At 50.0% G+C, this 20850-nt stretch carries 17 protein-coding genes; 16 read left to right on the forward strand and 1 reads right to left on the reverse strand.

What is annotated here, in order from left to right:
- From carB to KNO75_RS02180, 7 genes are all read left to right on the forward strand, one after another.
- Window positions 1–3204, forward strand: a complete 3204-nt coding sequence (carB, locus tag KNO75_RS02150) for a carbamoyl-phosphate synthase large subunit (protein ID WP_214819619.1) — start codon at window positions 1–3, stop codon at window positions 3202–3204.
- Window positions 3201–3920, forward strand: a complete 720-nt coding sequence (locus KNO75_RS02155; RefSeq protein WP_214819621.1) for a dihydroorotate dehydrogenase electron transfer subunit — start codon at window positions 3201–3203, stop codon at window positions 3918–3920. The genes carB and KNO75_RS02155 overlap by 4 nt, the downstream gene beginning before the upstream one ends.
- Entirely contained in the window at window positions 3917–4843 is a 927-nt protein-coding gene (locus KNO75_RS02160; protein WP_214819623.1) for a dihydroorotate dehydrogenase, read from the forward strand. Before KNO75_RS02155 ends, KNO75_RS02160 begins: the two co-directional genes overlap by 4 nt.
- Window positions 4818–5522 (forward strand): orotidine-5'-phosphate decarboxylase, encoded by a 705-nt coding sequence (pyrF, locus tag KNO75_RS02165; protein WP_214819625.1) that lies wholly within the window; start codon window positions 4818–4820, stop codon window positions 5520–5522. Before KNO75_RS02160 ends, pyrF begins: the two co-directional genes overlap by 26 nt.
- Window positions 5506–6132, forward strand: coding sequence for an orotate phosphoribosyltransferase (pyrE, locus tag KNO75_RS02170; RefSeq protein ID WP_214819627.1), 627 nt, complete (start codon window positions 5506–5508; stop codon window positions 6130–6132). The genes pyrF and pyrE overlap by 17 nt, the downstream gene beginning before the upstream one ends.
- A gap of 89 nt (window positions 6133–6221) precedes the next feature.
- Window positions 6222–7052, forward strand: coding sequence for a hypothetical protein (locus tag KNO75_RS02175; protein WP_214819628.1), 831 nt, complete (start codon window positions 6222–6224; stop codon window positions 7050–7052).
- Window positions 7049–7987, forward strand: a complete 939-nt coding sequence (locus KNO75_RS02180; RefSeq protein WP_214783850.1) for an FUSC family protein — start codon at window positions 7049–7051, stop codon at window positions 7985–7987. Before KNO75_RS02175 ends, KNO75_RS02180 begins: the two co-directional genes overlap by 4 nt.
- A 52-nt stretch (window positions 7988–8039) precedes the next feature.
- On the opposite strand, the gene KNO75_RS02185 is transcribed toward KNO75_RS02180, so the two are convergent.
- A complete protein-coding gene (locus tag KNO75_RS02185) occupies window positions 8040–9731 on the reverse strand; it encodes an Rqc2 family fibronectin-binding protein (protein WP_214819630.1) in 1692 nt (563 codons plus the stop codon).
- A 131-nt stretch (window positions 9732–9862) separates the two neighbouring features.
- Between KNO75_RS02185 and gmk the strand changes: the two genes are divergently transcribed.
- The 9 genes from gmk to pknB are packed head-to-tail and all read left to right on the forward strand — an operon-like array spanning window position 9863 to window position 20807.
- A complete protein-coding gene (gene gmk / locus KNO75_RS02190; RefSeq protein ID WP_031421596.1) occupies window positions 9863–10510 on the forward strand; it encodes a guanylate kinase in 648 nt (215 codons plus the stop codon).
- Window positions 10510–10719, forward strand: a complete 210-nt coding sequence (gene rpoZ, locus KNO75_RS02195) for a DNA-directed RNA polymerase subunit omega (protein WP_015881337.1) — start codon at window positions 10510–10512, stop codon at window positions 10717–10719. Before gmk ends, rpoZ begins: the two co-directional genes overlap by 1 nt.
- A 58-nt stretch (window positions 10720–10777) precedes the next feature.
- Window positions 10778–11968: a bifunctional phosphopantothenoylcysteine decarboxylase/phosphopantothenate--cysteine ligase CoaBC gene (coaBC, locus tag KNO75_RS02200; RefSeq protein WP_214819632.1), complete on the forward strand. Its 1191-nt coding sequence runs from the start codon at window positions 10778–10780 to the stop codon at window positions 11966–11968.
- A complete protein-coding gene (gene priA / locus KNO75_RS02205) occupies window positions 11965–14289 on the forward strand; it encodes a primosomal protein N' (RefSeq protein ID WP_214819634.1) in 2325 nt (774 codons plus the stop codon). Before coaBC ends, priA begins: the two co-directional genes overlap by 4 nt.
- Window positions 14290–14300: 11 nt before the next feature.
- Window positions 14301–15701 (forward strand): methionyl-tRNA formyltransferase, encoded by a 1401-nt coding sequence (fmt, locus tag KNO75_RS02210; protein WP_214819636.1) that lies wholly within the window; start codon window positions 14301–14303, stop codon window positions 15699–15701.
- Entirely contained in the window at window positions 15688–17019 is a 1332-nt protein-coding gene (gene rsmB / locus KNO75_RS02215) for a 16S rRNA (cytosine(967)-C(5))-methyltransferase RsmB (protein ID WP_214819638.1), read from the forward strand. Before fmt ends, rsmB begins: the two co-directional genes overlap by 14 nt.
- Window positions 17020–17023: 4 nt before the next feature.
- Complete coding sequence (rlmN, locus tag KNO75_RS02220; RefSeq protein WP_074034829.1) at window positions 17024–18109, forward strand: dual-specificity RNA methyltransferase RlmN; 1086 nt, start codon at window positions 17024–17026, stop codon at window positions 18107–18109.
- Between the two features lie 8 nt (window positions 18110–18117).
- On the forward strand, window positions 18118–18852 hold the full coding sequence (locus tag KNO75_RS02225) for a Stp1/IreP family PP2C-type Ser/Thr phosphatase (protein ID WP_214819640.1): 735 nt from the start codon (window positions 18118–18120) through the stop codon (window positions 18850–18852).
- A 5-nt stretch (window positions 18853–18857) separates the two neighbouring features.
- Window positions 18858–20807, forward strand: a complete 1950-nt coding sequence (gene pknB, locus KNO75_RS02230) for a Stk1 family PASTA domain-containing Ser/Thr kinase (protein ID WP_214819642.1) — start codon at window positions 18858–18860, stop codon at window positions 20805–20807.
- The last annotated feature ends 43 nt before the right edge of the window (window positions 20808–20850 follow it).

Genomic DNA, 20850 nt, shown 5'->3' on the forward strand with positions numbered 1-20850 from the left:
ATGCCAAAACGACCAGATATTCAGAAAATCCTTGTGATCGGATCAGGACCGATTGTGATCGGACAAGCAGCAGAATTTGATTATGCTGGTACACAGGCATGTCTTGCCTTGAAAGAAGAAGGCTATGAGGTTATTCTTGTCAACTCGAACCCGGCGACGATTATGACGGACCCGACGACGGCGGATCGCGTGTATATCGAACCACTCGAACCAGAATTCGTCGAGCGGATCATCCGCCAAGAACGCCCTGATGCGCTACTCGCGACACTCGGAGGTCAGACGGGATTGAACTTGGCCGTCGAACTTGATAAACGAGGTGTGTTACGCGATTGTGGTGTGGAATTACTCGGAACAAAATTATCGGCTATCGAACAGGCTGAAGACCGTGAGCAGTTCCGTAATCTCATGTTCGAACTCGGGCATGGCGTTCCTGAGAGTGAAATCGTCCATACGCTCGATTCTGCTTGGGGATTTGCGGAGCGTATCGGCTATCCGATCATCATTCGACCTGCTTACACGCTCGGCGGAACCGGTGGAGGGATTGCCCATGACCGTGAATCGTTCGAGCAAATCGTCGAATCTGGTTTGAAGGCGAGTCCAGTGACGCAAGTGTTGCTAGAGAAGTCGATTGCCGGGATGAAAGAAGTCGAGTTTGAAGTCATGCGAGACTCGAGCGACCAGGCCATCATCGTCTGTGCGATGGAAAACTTTGACCCGGTCGGTGTCCATACAGGAGACTCAATCGTATTCGCACCGACTCAGACGTTGTCGGACCGCGATTATCAGATGCTTCGTAGCGTCTCGCTCGATATCATCCGGGCACTCGGGATCGAAGGAGGATGTAACATCCAGTTCGCACTCGACCCAGATAGCTTCACATACTACGTCATCGAAGTGAACCCACGCGTCTCGAGAAGCTCGGCGCTCGCATCAAAAGCGACAGGCTATCCGATCGCCAAACTCGCTGCAAAAGTCGCTGTCGGCTATAAGTTGTCAGAACTGAAAAACCCGGTCACCGAGACGAGTTACGCATCATTTGAGCCAGCACTTGATTATGTCGTCGCCAAAATCCCTCGTTTCGCTTTCGATAAGTTTGAGTCCGCGGATCGCCGCTTAGGCACACAAATGAAAGCGACGGGTGAAGTCATGGCCATCGGTCGAAACTTAGAAGAGGCGCTGTTAAAAGCCGTGCGCTCGCTCGAACTTGGGATGGAGGAATTATATCTCCCGCAACTCCAGGACTTGAGCACAGAACAGCTCGAGCATGGTCTCGTTCATCCGACAGACGAGCGCTTGTTCATGGTATATGAGGCTCTTCGCCGCGGATACACGGTAGAAGCGCTTCATCAATTGACGAAGATTGATCGTTTCTACTTACACAAACTGAACCATATTTGGCAGACCGAGCAACAGCTCGCATCGGAGCCATTGACGTCAGATCGTTTACTCGACGTGAAGCGACTTGGCTTCAGTGACGTCGCCATCGCCCGAATCCTAGAGACAGACGTTGAGACGATTCGTTCGCAACGTCACGGATGGAACATCCGCCCTGTGTATAAGATGGTCGATACGTGTGCGGCAGAATTCGCATCGGAGACGCCATATTTCTACGGAACATATGAAGTGGAGAACGAAGCGGTGAAGACAGACCGCCCATCGATCCTCGTCCTCGGATCAGGCCCGATTCGAATCGGTCAAGGTGTCGAGTTCGACTATGCGACCGTTCATTCGATTCAGACGATTCGTGACGCCGGATATGAAGCCATCATCATCAACAACAACCCAGAGACGGTCTCGACAGACTTCTCCATCTCCGATCGTCTATACTTCGAGCCATTGACGACGGAAGATGTGTTAGAAGTCATCGATAACGAGAATCCGCTCGGCGTCATCGTTCAATTCGGTGGACAGACCGCGATCAACTTAGCGGCATCGCTCGAAGCGAACGGCGTGAAAATTCTTGGGACGTCATTAGAAGACATCGATCGCGCCGAAGACCGGAAGGCGTTCGAAGCAACCTTGTCAGCTGAACGATTGGCCCAACCACCAGGGAAGACAGCGACGAACGTCGAAGAGGCGGTTGCATGTGCGAATGAACTCGGTTACCCGGTACTCGTACGACCATCTTACGTACTCGGGGGACGGGCGATGGAGATTGTATATGAACAGTCAGAGCTCGAGCGTTACATGCGAAACGCCGTCATCGCCTCGAAAGATCGTCCGGTTCTCATCGACCGCTATTTAACGGGAATTGAGATTGAAGTCGACGCGATTTGTGACGGGACGGACGTCTATATCCCAGGCATCATGGAGCATATCGAACGTGCCGGCGTGCACTCTGGCGACTCAATCGCAGTATATCCGCCACAACGCCTCAGTGATGCGTTGAAGCAAAAAGTCGTCGACTACACGATCAAGTTAGCGAAAGCGTTCCGCATCAAAGGGCTTCTCAACATCCAGTTCGTCTATGCAGATGATTTGTACGTCATCGAAGTAAACCCGCGTGCGAGCCGAACGGTTCCGTTCATCTCAAAAGTGACAGGCTTACCGGTCGCACGAATTGCGACACAAACAATTCTCGGAACGAGCTTGAAAGAACTCGGTCTAGGAACTGGCATCCATCCCGAGTCAGACAGCATCTCTGTCAAAGTGCCGGTCTTCTCTTTCGCCAAATTAAAAGAAGTCGATCCGTCGCTTGGACCTGAGATGAAGTCGACAGGGGAAGTCATGGCAACAGACCGGACCCTTGAAAAGGCACTCTATAAAGGTCTTGTCGCAGCAGGAATGAACATCGCCTTAAAAGGAAACGTCCTCATGACAATCGCGGATCACGACAAGGATGAGGCGATTGCCTTAGCCAAACGATTTGACCGTCTCGGCTTCCGTCTCATGGCGACGAGCGGTACAGCAGATGGACTAGAAGCGGAGCAGATGCGCGTCCGTCGGGTCGGAAAGATTCAAGAATCAGGTGAAACGATGCTCAGCGTGATTGAGCGCGGCGAAGTCGACTTGATCATCAATACGACGAGTCGCGACGCACTCGTGACGAAAGACGGCTTCTTGATTCGCCGTACGGCCGCCGAGCAAGGCACAGTGTGCCTCACGTCGCTCGACACGGTCGAAGCGCTACTACAAGTCATTGAAAGCCTGTCGTTCCAAACGGTCAGCATTCCGGCATTCACGAAGTTCGGGGTGATGGTATGAGACGTGACGTAACCATCATCAGCAATCGCCAAATCGCAAAAGCGACGATGGAGATGAAAGTACGTTGTCCTGGGGTGGAAATCGCCCCTGGGACGTTCTTTCACATCAAGACGTCCGGTTTGTTACGTCGACCGTTGTCGGTGGCGAACGTTGAAGGAGAAGAAGTCACATTTTTATATAAGGTGATCGGAGAAGGGACTTCCGAGTTGGCAAGCAAGCGTGTTGGGGAGACGCTTGACGTCCTCGGACCACTCGGGAACGGGTTTCCGCTTGCACAACATGGGAAACGGATTGTCCTTGTCGGTGGTGGAATCGGGGTACCTCCCCTTTACTACGTCAGACGTTGTCTACATGAGATGGGGATTGAGACGATTGCGATTCTTGGGTTTGATTCAAAAGAGAGCGTCTTTTATGAAGAAGCATTTCAAGCGCTCGGGGAAACAATCATCACGACCGTTGACGGGAGCTACGGGGAACGAGGATTTGTAACGGGACCACTCGCACGCATCGATGCGGACGTGTTATTCAGCTGTGGTCCGGAACCGATGTTGAAGGCGGTCGCCGCTTCACCGATTCCGGAGCGATACGTCTCGATTGAAAATCGAATGGGTTGTGGCATTGGCGCTTGCTTTGCTTGCGTCTGCAAAGCACCGGAAGGTTATGTGAAAGTATGTAGCGATGGACCGGTATTCAATGCGGAAGAGGTGCTGTTATGAGACTACATGTCGAGTTACCAGGACTCCAGTTGAAAAATCCGATCATCCCGGCTTCCGGATGTTTCGGATTCGGGGAAGAGTTTGCCAAACTATATGACCTCTCCATCTTAGGCGGCATCATGATCAAGGCAGCGACAGAAGAGTCACGATTCGGAAATGCGACGCCACGTGTCGCAGAGACGGCGCAAGGGATGCTCAATGCGATCGGCCTTCAAAATCCAGGGGTCGATGCAATCATCGAGGAGAAATTGCCATTCCTCTCCACTTTCGATACAGAGATTATCGCCAACGTCGCCGGGTCGACGCCAGACGAATACGTGGAAGTCGCACGTCGCATCAGTGCGGACCCGACCATCAAAGCCATCGAGCTGAACATCTCATGTCCGAACGTGAAGTGTGGGGGGATGCAGTTCGGGACGGATCCTGTGATGGCTGCGGAATTGACGAGACTCGTCAAAGCGGCTTCAAGTAAGCCGGTCTATGTGAAGCTGTCCCCGAACGTCACGTCGATCACTGACATGGCGCGTGCGGTCGAAGCGGCTGGGGCGGACGGCTTGACGATGATCAATACGCTCGTTGGGATGCGAATCGATATTCAGACAGGGCAACCGATCTTGGCGAATCGAATCGGCGGATTATCAGGTCCAGCCATTAAACCGGTGGCGGTCCGGATGGTATATGAAGTCGCGCAAGCGGTCGATATTCCAATCATCGCGATGGGCGGGGTTCGGACGGTCGACGACGTTCTCGAATTCATTTATGCGGGAGCGTCCGCCGTTGCAGTCGGTACCGCAAACTTTGAAAATCCATACGTATGTCAAGAAATCATCGAGGCATTACCGGCACGACTCGATTCACTTGGAATCAGTCATATATTGGACGTGAGGGGGAAAGCATATGCACAACTTGTATCTCGCCCTTGACGTGGAGACACGCGATGAGGCGCTTCATTTATTAAAACCGTTCCCGGACCGTCCTGCTGTCAAAGTGGGGATGGAACTGTTTTATCGGGAAGGTGGACGCTTTGTAGAAGAGTTGGTCGACCGCGGATATCCGGTCTTTCTCGATGTGAAAGTACATGATATTCCAGAGACGGCACGTCGCACGATGCGTCAAATCGGAAAGCTTGGAGTCGCGATGACGAACGTGCATACGCTAGGCGGTGAAAAGATGATGCGCTATGCGTTGGATGGGCTTCGCCAAGAAAATGACACGACCCGTTTGATCGGTGTCACCCAATTGACATCCACGGATGAACAGATGATGCAGACGGAGCTCGGGATAACGGATCGACTTGATCAAGCTGTCATCCGTCAGGCATCGCTCGCTAAGCAGGCGGGACTTGATGGTGTCGTCGCATCCGTTCAGGAAGCGAAGATGATTCATCAGGAACTCGGTGACGCGTTTATGACGGTCACACCTGGGATTCGCCTCGGTCAAACCGATGACGACCAAGTACGTGTCGCGACGCCGCGTGAAGCGAGACTGGCCGGTGTTCATGCAATCGTCGTCGGTCGCCCGATCACACGCGCAAATAATCCGTTAGCCATGTATGAACAATTTATGATGGAATGGGGACAATCATATGAAACAAATCGCTGAAGCATTATTACAAATTGAGGCTGTCACATTATCACCGACGGAGCCATATACATGGTCGAGTGGGTTGAGAAGCCCAATCTATTGTGACAACCGATTGACGCTCAGTTATCCTGACATCCGTAACATGATCATCGATGGATTGGTGGACGCAGTCGAATCAGCAGAAGTCGATGTCATTGCAGGAACAGCCACAGCCGGTATTCCTCACGGTGCTTTACTTGCCGACCGTCTCGGTCTTCCATTCATTTACGTCCGCTCGAGTGCGAAAGGACATGGGAAAGGGAATCAAATCGAAGGGAAACTCGATAGCGGGGCACGCGTGCTTGTCATCGAAGATCTGTTGTCGACAGGTATGTCGAGTATCGATGCAGCCCATGCGATTCGTGAAGCGGGTGGTGAGGTTATTGGCATTCAAGCCATCTTCTCTTACGGATTGCCGATTTTAGAGAAGAATTTAGCGGATGCAAATCTCAGTGCCACTTCATTGACGACATTCCTTGAATTGGTCGAATTTGCGGAATCGACAGGGAACTTAACCAAATCAGAGATTCACTCTCTTCGCGAGTGGCAACAAGACCCTCGTGCCTGGAGTGACCTCGTCACGTCTTAAGAATCCACCTTCGGGCGGATTCTTTTTCAATTCGGCATATGTCATACTTCATGGTAAACTGATGAAAGTGAACTAAAAAGGAGAGGCATATGGCGTATTCAAGAAGCAAAGAAAAAACATGGAGCGCACGATTTCGTGCGATCCCAAAACATCGTAAAATCGCCTTCGGTCTCGTCTTGACGGTCATTCCAACGCTCTTTCTCGTGAATTTATTCGTATTCAGCCATTTGTTGGCGTTAGGGGACCAGTATGAAGATCGATACCAAATGAAGAAGTTACGACTTGAGACGTATCATGGGAATGTCGAGTTCGTGCGTAGTACAAATGAAAAAGTACAAATCGAAGTGGTGCAGACCAATTCGAAAGAACGACGGATCAAAGTCAAATCGGTCGGCGATACCATCTATGTCGTCGAGCGGTATGGGTGGTTCAGCTATTTCGGCAGTCGGGCCAGTGATGAACCGTCCCGCTATAAGCTTCGCGTTGCCTTACCGAGCTCGATGACCTCGGTTCATCTCGGAGCTGAACAAGTGACCGGGCAAGGGTTAAACGTGAAAACGATTGTGATGAATGCGAACGCTGTCAATTTGAAGCAAATTGATAGTGATCGTCTGCGAATTGAGACGAAGAGTGATACGACAATCGAATCCGCACGTCTCGTAACGGGAGATATCCGCTCCTATCGTCATGCGACCATCGCAGACGTCGTCGTGAACCAGGCGATGACGGTTCAAACGGAGGCGGGGACGCTTAGTTATGCGCCAAAACATGCGACAGGGCAAGTGAATGTAACGACGGCTGGGAAAATTTCTAGTAGCGACCGTTACGATGAAGTCGAACCAGGTGTCTATCAGTTGTCGACATCGAATCGACCTGTCGTTGAGTTGATTTCTGAGACAGGGAAGGTCGAACTGAAATGAATGGAAAACGCTACATCCCGAAAATCGGGCTTCGTACGTTAAAGACCGGGATTGCTGTATCGATCACCGTCGCGATCTCGTGGTATGTATTCGGAATTTATTCTGGAATGGGTGCGATTGCAGCCGTTGTGGCGATGCAACCGACCGTCAAGCGCTCGTCTAAAATCGTGTTCAGTCGTATTTTTGGAACGGTCGTTGGTCTCATGTGTGGGCTTTTCATTGTCTATTTGTTTGGCGTCAATCCCATCTCCATTGGTCTAGCGGTCATCGTGTCGCTCACGCTCAATACGACGTTCGATAAGACACACATGTCGACGTACGCGGCGTTCGCCATCGTCATGATGTTAGAAAACCCGACTTCGGATTTCTTCCATTATGCATGGACACGCTCGTTGTTGACGGCAGTCGGTGTATTCGTCTCACTCGGTGTGAACTATGCGTTCTTGCCACCGCGGTATGAAGATCGTTTGTTGAGCGAGGTCAGAAAGACCTCATCTTATTTGTTCCACCATTGGCGTGAACTCGTCGGTTCCCCGGCGGAACTATTAGAGACGCGTGCCCGCATCCTCGGTCATCAGGAGTTGCATATGATGCTTCAAGAGGATATGAAAGTGACGAACGTGAAATTAAAGTATATGACAATCAAGCAGTATCGCTTGCTCATTCATCTCGAAGACAAGCTCGTCTTATTGCTAGAAAGTCTAGCCGAGCATCGGGAAGCCTTCTTACTCATGAGCGAGGAAGAACGTCAGGCTTTCGAATCGGAGTTCTTATATTTGCTCGCGCACCATCATGATATTCTCTATACGTGTGATAAACCGTATTCGCTCTTTAGGTTGCCGCACGAAGATTTATCTGTTTCAGAAATTTTACACGGGCATTTGCTCGATTATCATGAACAGCTCGAAGCGTTTAAGCATGACCCGAAAGCATGAGTCAAGTTGTTCCCTTACAAAAAACCCGCCATCAGAACATGGCGGGTTTCGTTTATGACTGTTTCAGCGACTTCATCAATTGTTCATCTGGCGTCACGTAGACGGTCTGTTGATCCGTATAGATGACAAACCCGGGTTTGGCACCGCTTGGTTTTTTCACGTAGCGGGCGCGCGTGTAATCGACAGGCACGCCGCTCGATGCGCGTGCTTTCGAGAAGTAGGCAGCGACCGATGCGGCTTCAAGAAGCGTCGTCTCATCGGGTTCCGTGGAACGAATGATGACGTGAGAACCCGGAATGTCTTTGACGTGTAGCCAAATCTCGTCACGACGTGCGAACTTGAACGTCAGATGGTCGTTTTGGGTATTATTCTTCCCGACAAAGAAATCTGTCCCCGTCGAAGACATGTACGCTTCAAGTGAAATCTTTGGATTCGCTTTTTTCTTTTGACGTTTTTGACGGATGTATCCTTCTTCGGCGAGCTCTTCCCGAATCTCGAGCAGGTCAGAAGGTGAGGCGACATCGAGCTGGGCGGTGAGCGTCTCCAAATAGTCGATTTCCGCTTCGTTTAATTCGAGCTGTTTTTTCACTTCGACTTTGGCAACTTTTAATTTGTTGTACTTCTTATAATATTGTTGCGCATTCTCGTTCGGCGTTTTGAGCGGGTCGAGCGGAATCGAGATGGTCGCACCCTCTTCATCGTAGTAATCGACGACTTCAGCGACACGCATCCCTTTTTCAAGTTGGAACAAGTACGTCGTCAACAACTCGCCAAACTTTTGTAACTCGTCCGCTCGTTCTGTCGCCTTTAAGTCCTCTAAGAGACGGCGGCGCTTCAACAAGTTCTTTTCGAGTTCGGATTTCAAGAGACGCTCGACATCGTGGGCTTGTTGTCTGACGCGGTCACGGTTCGCTTTCTCATAGAAGAAACGGTCGAGCACTTCTTTACTCGATGCATATGTTTCTTCGGATACGATTTCTCCTGCCGTCAATACGATCGGGGCGAAACGTTCCTTTCCAGAAGCGAGTTGTTGGAAGACGTAAGGTCCTTCGAGTTGACGCAATACGTTCTCGAACGCTTGTTGAATCGATTCACGATTTGGCATCTTCGCGAGGTGCACGACTTCTTGAGCGATTTGAGGGCTGACCCCGGCGAACGTGGCGACGATCTGCTTGTCCAGTTTGCCGGCATTCCAGTCGATTCGCTTCAACCCTTCCGTCAAATCAGACAACGGGTCGAACTTATGTTGTTCTGGCGGGAGGAGGTATTCACTACCCGGCATGATCGTTCGATACGTGTTTTGCGAAGGCGGGAGGTGTTTGATCGCATCTAATATTTTCCCGTCTTCTGTCGTTAAGACGACGTTCGAGTGACGTCCCATCAACTCGATGTAGACTTTTTTCGATTCTTCATCACCGAGCTCGTTTCGAGAGCGGACGGAGATGACGATGACACGGTCACGGCCGATTTGTTCGACCGCCGTGATAAATCCGCCTTCTACATGTTTTCGTAGCATCATGCAGAACATCGGCGGTTCTTGCGGATTTTTAATCGGTGTATCCGTCAATTGTAGACGGGCATACATCGCGTTTGCTGATATGAGTAGTTGCGCGTTCTGTCGGTTCGAACGAATTTGGAGCATCAAATCGAGAGAATACGGTTGATGTACTTTGTTGATTCGCCCTCCGACGAGCGATTGTAATTCTTGTACGACACGATATGTCATTAATCCATCATAAGCCAATGATCTCATCACCTTTGTTCATTTTCTGTCTCTACGTTATCAGAAAAACAGAAAATATGGTACGATGGAGTAGGAAATCCGAACTTCTTCTTGCCGGGACAATTGATTGACTGCTATTATAATTAAATGTGATGTTAGAAGATGGAGGGCTTGCAGTGAATTTTAAAGAACGAGGATTATTAATCGTTTTGTCTGGACCGAGCGGTGTCGGAAAAGGGACCGTTTGTCGTGCTCTTCGCGAGGAAGAGGATAATAACCTTCAATATTCGGTGTCGGCGACGACCCGAAAGCCACGTGAAGGGGAAGTCGAAGGAGTGCATTACTTCTTCAAATCGAGAGAAGAGTTCGAACGCATGATCGAACAAAAAGAATTGCTCGAACACGCCGAGTTCGTCGGCAACTATTACGGGACGCCTGTAGAGTGGGTGCGTGAAACGCTCGAAAGCGGCCAAGATGTCATTCTTGAAATTGAGGTGCAAGGGGCGTTCCAAGTGAAGGAACTTCTCCCGGAAGCCGTCTTTTTATTCTTGGCACCACCAAGTCTTCAAGAACTTCGCAATCGTCTAATCGGACGAGGCACGGAGTCTGAAGAAGTCATCAAGCAACGCCTGCTCGTCGCGCGTGAAGAAATCGAGTTGATGGACGCCTATGATTACGTCGTCACGAACGACGAGGTCGACAAAGCCATCGATCGAATTAAAGCGATCGTGACAGCTGAGCATTGTAAACGTGAACGTGTTGCGTCACTCTATAAAAAAGCCATGATGGAGGTCATTTAATGTTATACCCTTCGATTGATGCCTTACAACGTACTATCCCGTCAAAATATACGATCGTTACGGTCGCTGCGAAACGGGCGCGTCAGATTCAAGATGGAAAAGCACCGAAAGTCGCCGAGCCAAAATCATATAAGCCGGTCGGTCAAGCGTTAGAAGAACTATTTTCGGGTGATACGACAATCATCGTGAACGAAAAAAACAACGGATGAAGTGTGACCCAAGTCGTTTGCGACTTGGGTCTCATTGTCTATAAGGGGGAGTTTGGGAATGGTGAAGGATCGTACTATTTTGTTATGTGTGAGTGGTGGCATCGCCGCCTACAAGGCGTGTGCGCTCACATCGAAATTGGTTCAAGCCGGAGCGAATGTTCGCGTCGCGATGACGAAGTCGGCAGAACAATTCGTGGGTCAGGCGACCTTCCAGGCGCTCAGTCGAAATCCGGTCTATACCGATGTGTTTGAAGAGCATGATCCAACAAAGATTGCACATATCGATGTCGTCGACTCGAGTGACTTAATCGTCGTCGCTCCTGCGACAGCAAACATGATCGCGAAATTAGCGAACGGGATTGCAGATGACTTCATTACGACGTCGATCCTAGCGGCGAAGTGCCCTGTGATCGTTTCACCGGCGATGAACGTGAACATGCTCGAACATCCTGCCACACAGCGGAATATCGAAACATTAAAATCTTACGGCTATCAGTTGATCGAACCAGGCGTCGGTAACTTGGCATGTGGCTGGATTGGTGGTGGACGTCTACCGGAACCAGAAGATTTGGTGCGCATCATCGAAAGCCAGTTCGTCCCGAAACTATACCTCGGAAAAGAAGTATTGATTACGGCTGGTCCGACGGTAGAACGCATCGACCCCGTCCGTTACTTATCAAATGACTCGTCAGGAAAAATGGGTGTTGCGCTCGCAGAAGTAGCACGTGATATGGGTGCCCGTGTCACCCTCGTTCACGGTCCGCTTCAAGTCCCTGTACCAGACGGTGTGACGGCCATTCCCGTCAAATCGAGCGAAGAAATGTTGCAGGAAGTGACAAGTCGTTTCGATTCACTCGACCTCGTCGTGAAGTCGGCGGCAGTCGCGGATTATCGTCCAAAAACGGTCCATGCAGAGAAACATAAAAAAGTGCATGGTCCACTGACGATTGAACTCGAAGAAACGACAGACATTCTCAAGACACTCGGTGAACGAAAGACCCATCAAGTGTTAGTCGGCTTTGCTGCGGAGACGGAACGACTCGAAGAACATGCGGCAGCGAAACTGAAGAAAAAGAACGTCGATTTCCTCGTTGCAAACGATGTATCCGGTAGTGACGTCGGATTCGGTGCAGATGATAATGAGGCTGTCCTGTTCCACGCTGACGGGACGACGCTTCAACTTCCGAAACAGTCGAAGAAACAGTTGGCGTTCGAACTGCTCACACACTTTAAGGAAGCGGTCCAATGATTGCCCACGTCCATGTTGATGCACCGGTGATCACGATTGATCGTCCGTTTGATTATGAAGTACCTGAACAGTTCGAATCCTTGATTGAGCCGGGGATGCGTGTCTCCGTTCCATTCGGTTCACGCCGTCTGTTAGGAATAGTCGTCGGCACATCGGACGGGACGAGAGATGGATTGAAGCCGCTCGAAGCCTTATTAGATGAAGAATCCTCACTCACGGATGAGCTGCTCGACTTGTCCATCCATGTGAAGGAGACGACGCTATGCTTCCGTTCTTCTGCACTCCTTGCGATGCTACCAGCAGCGCTAAAAGTTAGTTACGACAAAGAAATTAAAGAGGGGCATGTGCCTGAAGGTGTTCGTCTCGGGACACATTTATCGGAATATCCGAAAGACATTCAGTCGGTCATTCTCGGACTTGCTAAAAAAGGGGAGCTTACCCTCGCTCCCGTTCTAAAAGAAAAGAAAACAGTCAAAACAGACATCATCGTCGAACTGCTCGATCCGACAGTCGTCTCGAAACGTGCGAAAAAACAACTAGAAGCGATTCAAGCGTTAGAAGAGACGCCACGTATGTATTGGTCGGCATTACGCCAAATTGGCTTAACTCGTCCGCAACTTCAAAAGCTCGAAGATCTCGGGGCGGTGCGGTTGACCGAAGTGGAATTGAATCGTGACCCGTACGCGACGATTGAACAAGTACAGGAATCGGTGCAGTTAAACGATAGTCAGGCGAACGCGGTCCAGGCGATTCATGAGGCGGATGCAGGCGAGACGTTACTTGTACACGGTGTGACCGGTAGCGGAAAGACCGAAGTGTATTTAGAATCGATTGGGCAAGTCATTGATGAAGGCAAGCAGGCCATCTTGCTCGTGCCGGAAATCAGTTTGACACCGATGATGGTAAAACGTTTTAAACGTCGCTTTGGTGAACGCGTCGCAGTCTTACACAGTGCCCTTTCCAAAGGAGAGAAGTATGATGAGTGGCGTAAAATCAAGCGGAAGGAAGTCGACGTCGTCGTCGGTGCTCGTTCGGCCATCTTTGCGCCGCTCGACCGTCTCGGTCTCATCATCTTAGATGAAGAGCATGAGACGACATATAAACAAGAAGAGAATCCTCGCTATCATGCGCGTGATGTCGCTATCTGGCGGTCCCGCTATCATGGGTGTCCCGTCGTGTTGGGGAGTGCGACACCTTCGCTCGAGTCATACGCCCGGGCGCAAAAGGGTGTGTATCGCTACTTACACTTGAAAGAACGGTACGGTGGAGAAATGCCACCGGTCCACATTATCGATATGCGCCGTGAACTGGCAAAAGGCAATACGACGATGTTCTCTGAGGAATTGTTTAATGGAATCCTCGACCGGATCGAGAAAAAAGAGCAATGTGTCATTCTGTTGAATCGCCGTGGGTTTACGACATTTGTCATGTGTCGGGACTGTGGGGAAGGAATGACCTGTCCGCATTGTGCGGTCAATTTAACGTATCATCAATATGGTGATCGATTGAAGTGTCATTATTGTGGCTACGAAGTCGGCATGCCGTCAACGTGTCCATCGTGTAACAGTAAGAAAATCAAACAGTTCGGATCAGGCACCCAGAAGATTGAGACGGAGTTGTTGAACCGAATTCCGGAGGCGCGCATCATCCGAATGGACCAAGATACGACGTCGCGGAAAGGATCACACGAACAATTGTTACGACGCTTCGAGGAAGGAGAGGCCGACATTTTACTCGGCACCCAAATGATTGCCAAAGGGCTCGACTTCCCAAACGTCACACTCGTCGGGGTACTCGCGGCAGATGCGACGCTCGGGATGCCTGATTTCCGTGCGACCGAGCGGACGTTCCAACTTGTCACCCAAGTGGCAGGGAGAGCCGGTCGTGGAAAACTTCCAGGTGAGGCGTTCGTCCAAACGTACAATCCGGACCATTATGTCATCGAGACAGCGAGTGAACACGACTATGAGACGTTCTTCGCAAAAGAGATGGGTCTTCGTCAAGTCGGGAACCATCCGCCGTATTGGTTTTTGACGCTCGTCACATTCTCGGCAGAAAACCCGCTCGTCGCCAAGGCGGAGGCGGAACTGTTCGCATCAGACTTTTTACAGGCACAAGTGGAGAACAGCCGCTTGAACGGTCCGATGCCTGCCCCGTTATCAAAATTAAAGAATGCGTATCGTTATCAGGTGTTCATTAAAACGAAACAACCTGAAACGCTCTACGCGGAGTTAGCTCGTCTTCAACAAGCAAGAGCGAAAGCGATCAGTAAGAAAGAATATCAAATGAGTATCGATGTGAACCCATACGTATTCATGTGAGGTGGAGAGACATGTATAAAGTAGTAGAAGTACCGAACGATATATTACGCGTAACATGCGAACCGGTAACGAAGTTCGATAAAAAATTGCGTCAAACGGTCGACCGATTGTTTGATACGATGTATGAGTATGACGGAGTCGGTGTTGCGGCACCACAGGTCAACTTGAATCAGCGACTTGCTGTCGTCCATACCGATGATGAGACGGGTCCTCTCGTCTTGATCAATCCTGAAATCATCGAGACGTCAGGACGTGAGGTCGGACTCGAAGGATGTTTGAGCATCCCGGGCGAATTTGGATTCGTGGAACGTCATGAGTCGATTGTCGTCAAAAATCAGGACTTGAAAGGGCGCACGCATACGATTCAAGCGAGCGGCTTCTTCGCCCGGGCGATTCAGCATGAGATGGATCATTTAGATGGCGTCTTATTCACAGATAAGCTAGCGGTTCCAAACTCTGGAAAAGACAAACGGATCGTCTTCATGGGAACTCCGACATTTGCGGTATCTGTACTTGAGCGACTGCTCGAAGAAGGATACAATGTCGTAGGTGTCGTCTCGCAACCGGATAAACCGGTCGGGCGAAAACGTGAACTGAAACCAACGCCTGTGAAAGAGTGTGCACTCCGTCACGGCATTCCTGTCTTGCAACCTGAGAAAGTTCGCACGGATTATGCAGAGATTTTAGCGTTGCGTCCGGATCTCATCGTCACGGCAGCGTATGGTCAAATCGTGCCGACCGCATTACTCGAGGCACCGTCTCACGGAGCAATCAATGTCCATGCCTCGCTACTTCCGAAATATCGTGGAGGTGCCCCGATTCATCAAGCCATCATCGATGGTGAATCGGAAACAGGTGTGACAATCATGTATATGGTCGATAAATTGGACGCAGGTGACATGATTGCCAATACGATTGTTCCGATTGAAGAAATGGATACGGTCGGAACGTTATTTGATAAACTGGCTGTAGCAGGAAGCGATCTTCTCATCCGTACACTTCCAGCTTTCTTAGAAGGATGGATTGAAGCGGTCCCTCAAGATGAGCGGGATGTGACGTTTGCACCGAACATCAGCCGTGAGCGCGAACAAATCGACTGGGGTATGGGTGGGGAAGCCATCTATAATCACATTCGCGGGATGAATCCATTCCCGACTGCCTATTCGATTCTTGACGGCGAACGCGTGAAATTGTTCATGGGAGAGAAGACGACGGGTACAGGTCAACCTGGAGAAGTCGTTCGACTTGAAGAAGACGGATTCGTCGTGGCGACTGGGAATAGTGTTGCCATTAAAGTGACGGACTTACAACCAGCAGGGAAAAAACGAATGGATGGTGCGACCTTCATGCGTGGAGCTGGACAGAAGTTGCGTGTTGGTGACCGATTAGGAGGAACTCATGAACGTACGTGAAGCAGCGCTTGATACGCTGATAAAAATTGAACAAGGCGGCGCGTATTCAACGATTGCCGTCAATGATGCATTAAAACAAAAGAAAGTCGCTCCAAAAGATGTCGGCCTTTATACCGAACTCGTTTATGGGACACTCAGTCGGAAAGGAACGTTGGATTACATCTTAAACGATCGAATCCGTTCGCCGAAGAAGCTCGATAAGTTCGTCCTTCCGCTTCTTCGGATGAGTGTATATCAACTCTTTTACCTCGATAAGGTGCCAGATCGTGCCGTCTTACACGAAGCGGTCGAAATCGCGAAAAAACGAGGACACCATCTCGGAACGAGCAAATTCGTGAACGGGGTGTTACGTAACGTTCTCCGTGAAGGGTTCCCTGATTTTAGCGAGTTGACAGATGCGGAAAGAATCTCGATTGAACATAGTCATCCGAAATGGCTCGTTTCCGATTGGATTGACCTATATGGGGTGGAAACAGCAGAAGCCATCTGTCAATTGAACAATGAGCCGGCTCCTGTCACGGTTCGCGTCAACCGTAAACGAGCGTCTGTCGACGAAATGATGAACCGGTTGGCCGACTTAGGTGTTTTGACGTCACGCTCTGAACTATCAAGCGACGGACTCGTCGTCGAATCGGGCAACGTCCATTCGACCCCGTTCATTGAGGAAGGCCTCTTATCGATTCAAGATGAGAGCTCGATGCTTGTCGCAGATGCCCTCGGTGTGTCGAAAGATGATCAGATTTTAGACGCATGTGCCGCCCCTGGTGGGAAAGCGATGCACACGGCAGAACGGATGGAGAACGGTTCGCTCACAGCACTCGATTTACATCCACATAAAGCGAAATTGATCGACCAGCAAGCCAAACGTCTTCACATCAATGGAGTGACCGCACTTGCCCTTGATGCTCGTCTGGCGGGTGAACGGTTTGAAAAAGAGAGCTTTGACCGTATTCTTCTGGATGTTCCTTGTTCGGGTCTTGGTGTCATTCGTCGGAAGCCAGATATCAAATGGACGAAAGACAAATCCCAGTTAGAAAACTTACCGAAGATTCAACGACAAATCATTGATGCCGTATTGCCACTGCTCAAACCAGGTGGTACGCTTGTTTACTCGACATGTACGATTGATCCGTCCGAAAACGAGGCGCAGGCTGACTATGTATTGTCAAAAGGATTGGTGTGGGACGAGACGCTAAAAGAACGTCTCCCGCAATCTGTTCGTCCGATCATGGAATCGGACCGTGCTGAATTAAAACTATTACCGACGACATTCGGGACCGACGGCTTCTATATCGCCGCATTTAAGAAAGAGGTATAAAACAATGAATCCAAAAGCAGTAGAAAAGAATCCACTTTTAGGCGCAAAACCGTCACTTTATTCGTTGACGTTCCCTGAACTTGAGGCGTGGGTCGTTGAAGCAGGAGAAAAATCATTCCGTGCGAAACAATTATATGACTGGATGTACGTTAAACGTGTCACGTCATTCGACGATATGACGAACGTTCCAAAGGCACTTCGTGACCAATTAGAAGAATCGTTCCAACTGACAACGTTGAAGGAATTGGTCAAACAAGAATCGCAAGACGGTACAATCAAATTCTTATTCGAACTTCAAGATGGCTATTCAATTGAAACCGTTCTTATGCGTCACGAATACGGGAACTCCATTTGTGTCACGACACAAGTCGGTTGCCGGATTGGCTGTACGTTCTGTGCCTCAACACTCGGTGGGTTGAAACGTAACTTAGAAGCTGGTGAAATCACGGCACAAGTTCTTGACGTACAGCGTGCTCTAGACGCGACAGGCGAACGTGTTGACTCAATCGTCGTCATGGGAATCGGTGAACCGTTTGATAACTATGATGAGTTGATGCGTTTCTTACGCACGGTCAACCATGATAACGGCCTTAACATCGGTGCCCGTCATATCACGGTATCAACGAGCGGAATCGTTCCAAAAATTTATAAGTTTGCTGATGAAGGTATGCGCATCAACTTCGCCATCTCTCTTCATGCGGCTTCGACAGAACTACGTACACGTCTCATGCCCATCAACCGTGCGTTTGACTTGAACAAGTTGATGGATGCCGTCCGTTACTATACGGAGAAGAGCGGTCGTCGCATCACGTTCGAATACGGATTGTTTGGTGGCGTCAACGATACGGAAGACCATGCCCACGAATTGGCTGACTTGTTGAAAGGCATCAAATGTCACGTCAACTTGATCCCAGTCAACCACGTATTGGAACGCGACTACGTACGCACACCGAGAGCTCAGATCTTTGCCTTCGAAAAAGTGCTCAAAGACCGCAATGTGAACGTGACGATTCGTCGCGAACAAGGTTCGGATATCGATGCTGCTTGTGGGCAACTTCGAGCGAAGGAGCGCGAACAAGAAACGAGGTAATCAGAAAGATGGAATTAGCATTTCGAACAGATCGTGGACAAGTACGCACACAAAATGAAGATGCAGTTTTAATCTTAGGCGATGCCTTTTCAGGAATTGCGCTCGTTGCCGACGGAATGGGTGGACATGCAGCGGGAGAGGTCGCGAGTCAAATCGTGATTGAAGAGTTTCGGCGGGCTTTCCCGTCTCTCCCGTCGACCCCTGTCGACATCGAACAATGGTTCCGCCATCACATTCACTTGGCGAATGAACAAGTGTTGCAGTTTGCGAAACAGTCGAATCTCGTCATGATGGGAACGACTGTGGCGGCCGTTTGTTGGAACGGTGAGACGGTTGTCATCGTTCATATCGGCGATAGCCGTGTCTATGCCCTGCAAGCGAACGAATTAAGACGTCTTACAGAAGACCATTCTTACGTCAACGTGCTCAAACAGCTCGGTGAATTGACGGAAGAAGAGATGCGCGTTCATCCGAAGCGAAATGTCATCACCCGAGCAATCGGTTCAAGCGAACAAGTCGAACCTGACGTGCAAGTGCTCGCTGACCCTGAGTTTGAAGTGATTTTAATTTGTACGGATGGATTGACGACACATCTGACCGATGGGGCGATTCAACACGTTTTACAACAAGCTGTATCGGCTGATCAAAAAGCAGATCAACTGATTGCGGAAGCCAACCAATTGGGAGGGAGCGACAACATTACGGTCGCCCTCGTTCAATTCACTGATAGAAAGAGAGGATGAATCCGATGCGAAGCGGAGAACGAATCAACGATCGTTATCGGATCGAACAACAAATCGGCAGCGGAGGCATGGCAAATGTCTACCGGGCTCATGACGAGATTTTAAACCGAACCGTCGCCATCAAGGTGTTGCGATCTGAATTCTCACATAACGAACAATTTATACGTCGGTTCGAGCGAGAAGCCCATGCGGCTACGAGTTTGAACCATCCGAATATCGTCGCAATCTACGACGTCGGCGATGAAGATGATTTATACTATATCGTCATGGAGCACGTCGATGGCGTGACGTTAAAACAATATTTGCAGGAAGAATACATATCTGTCGATGAGGCGTTGCGCATCATGGGACAGATTTGTGATGCGATTGACCACGCCCATGCGAACCGAATCATTCACCGGGATATCAAACCACAGAATATGATGATCGATCAGCATGGAAACGTGAAGGTGACCGATTTTGGGATTGCTGTGGCGATGTCGAATGCGACGTTGACGCATACGATGTCTGTCCTTGGCTCTGTCCATTACTTCTCACCTGAGCAAGCTCGTGGGAAATTTGCGGATGAAAAATCGGACATTTACTCGCTCGGTGCGGTCCTTTATGAATTGTTGACAGGTCGTGTACCGTTCATCGGCGAGACGCCGGTCGCTGTTGCGCTTCAACATTTGCAAGATGACCCGATTCGACCGATGGACTTAAATCCGAATATCCCACAAGCGCTTGAGAACTGTGTCATGCAAGCCTTGTCAAAATCACCTGGTGCTCGTCATGCATCGGTCGCAGCCTTTAAAAAAGATTGCATGACCGCGTTGATCCGCGAACGAGCCAATGAACCGAGACGACTCTCGGCAAATCAAGACGAGTTCGACCAAACACTCGTCATGGCGCCGGTCATGCCTGAAGAAAAACAAGATGTACCGGTGACACCGCCCCCGGTCACACCACCAAAGGAACAGGAGCCAAATGAGGCACCGGTTAAAAAGAAGAAACGCAAATGGTGGATTTGGATATTACTCGTCATTCTCTTAATTGGGGGAAGCATTGCGGCGTATGTGGTCGCCGACGAAATGTCGCGCGCCGTCGTGCCTGATGTCGTCGGCATGAGTATCGGGGACGCGACGACAGAACTCGAGGCTTCTGGATTTGTCGTCGAAGTGACAGAACGTGCGAGCGATGATATTGCGGAGGGTGAGGTCATTTCGCAAAATCCGCAAGAAGGACGTAAACCGAAACGCGGCACGACTGTGACGATTGTCGTATCGGCCGGAAAAGAGACGGTCGAGATGCCGAACGTGGAAGGTCTTTCACAGACTGCCGCTGAGCGTATGCTAAAAGACTTGGCATTCAGCGATCTTGAAATCAAAACCGAAGCTTCTGAAACGGTAAACAGTGGGGATGTAATTTCACAATCGGTTGACCCAGGTGAAGAGGTCGTTCCTTCAGAGGTGACGGTCACGCTCGTTGTGTCGACAGGTAGCAACAAAGTGGAACTATCTAACCTTGCCGGGTATACGTTCGACGAAGCATCTATTTATGCTGAACAGAACAAATTGAAAATCGTGAAGAAGGATGAATTTTCGACAAGTGTTCCAAAAGGTCAAATCATCCGTCAACTTCCGACAGCCGGGACGGCAGTCGACCCGGGAACGGAGCTCACGGTGATTGTATCGGAAGGCGTCGAACCGACCGATATCTCGATTGAACGTGAAGTGAGTGTTGAAGTCGAGCAACCGGATAAGGATAAGAAGCCGAAAGCGGTCGAAGTCGTCATTCGTACGGTTGACGCACGTGGTGAAATTGAGGTACTTCGTGATCAAATCACAGAGACGACAACGTACTCGTACACGCTAGTCATTGCCCCTGACGAAGTCGGGACAGCAACGATTGAAGTTGATGGTGAGATTGTTCGAACGGATTCAGTCACATATGCGCAAGCCGAAGAGGCACAATAAAGAGGTGACGGTGTCGTCACCTCTTTTTTAAAAGGAGGTAGTC

Origin of the sequence: Exiguobacterium sp. s35, from assembly GCF_018617535.1 — a bacterium.
In the GTDB taxonomy this organism is placed as follows: Bacteria; Bacillota; Bacilli; order Exiguobacteriales; family Exiguobacteriaceae; genus Exiguobacterium; species Exiguobacterium aestuarii.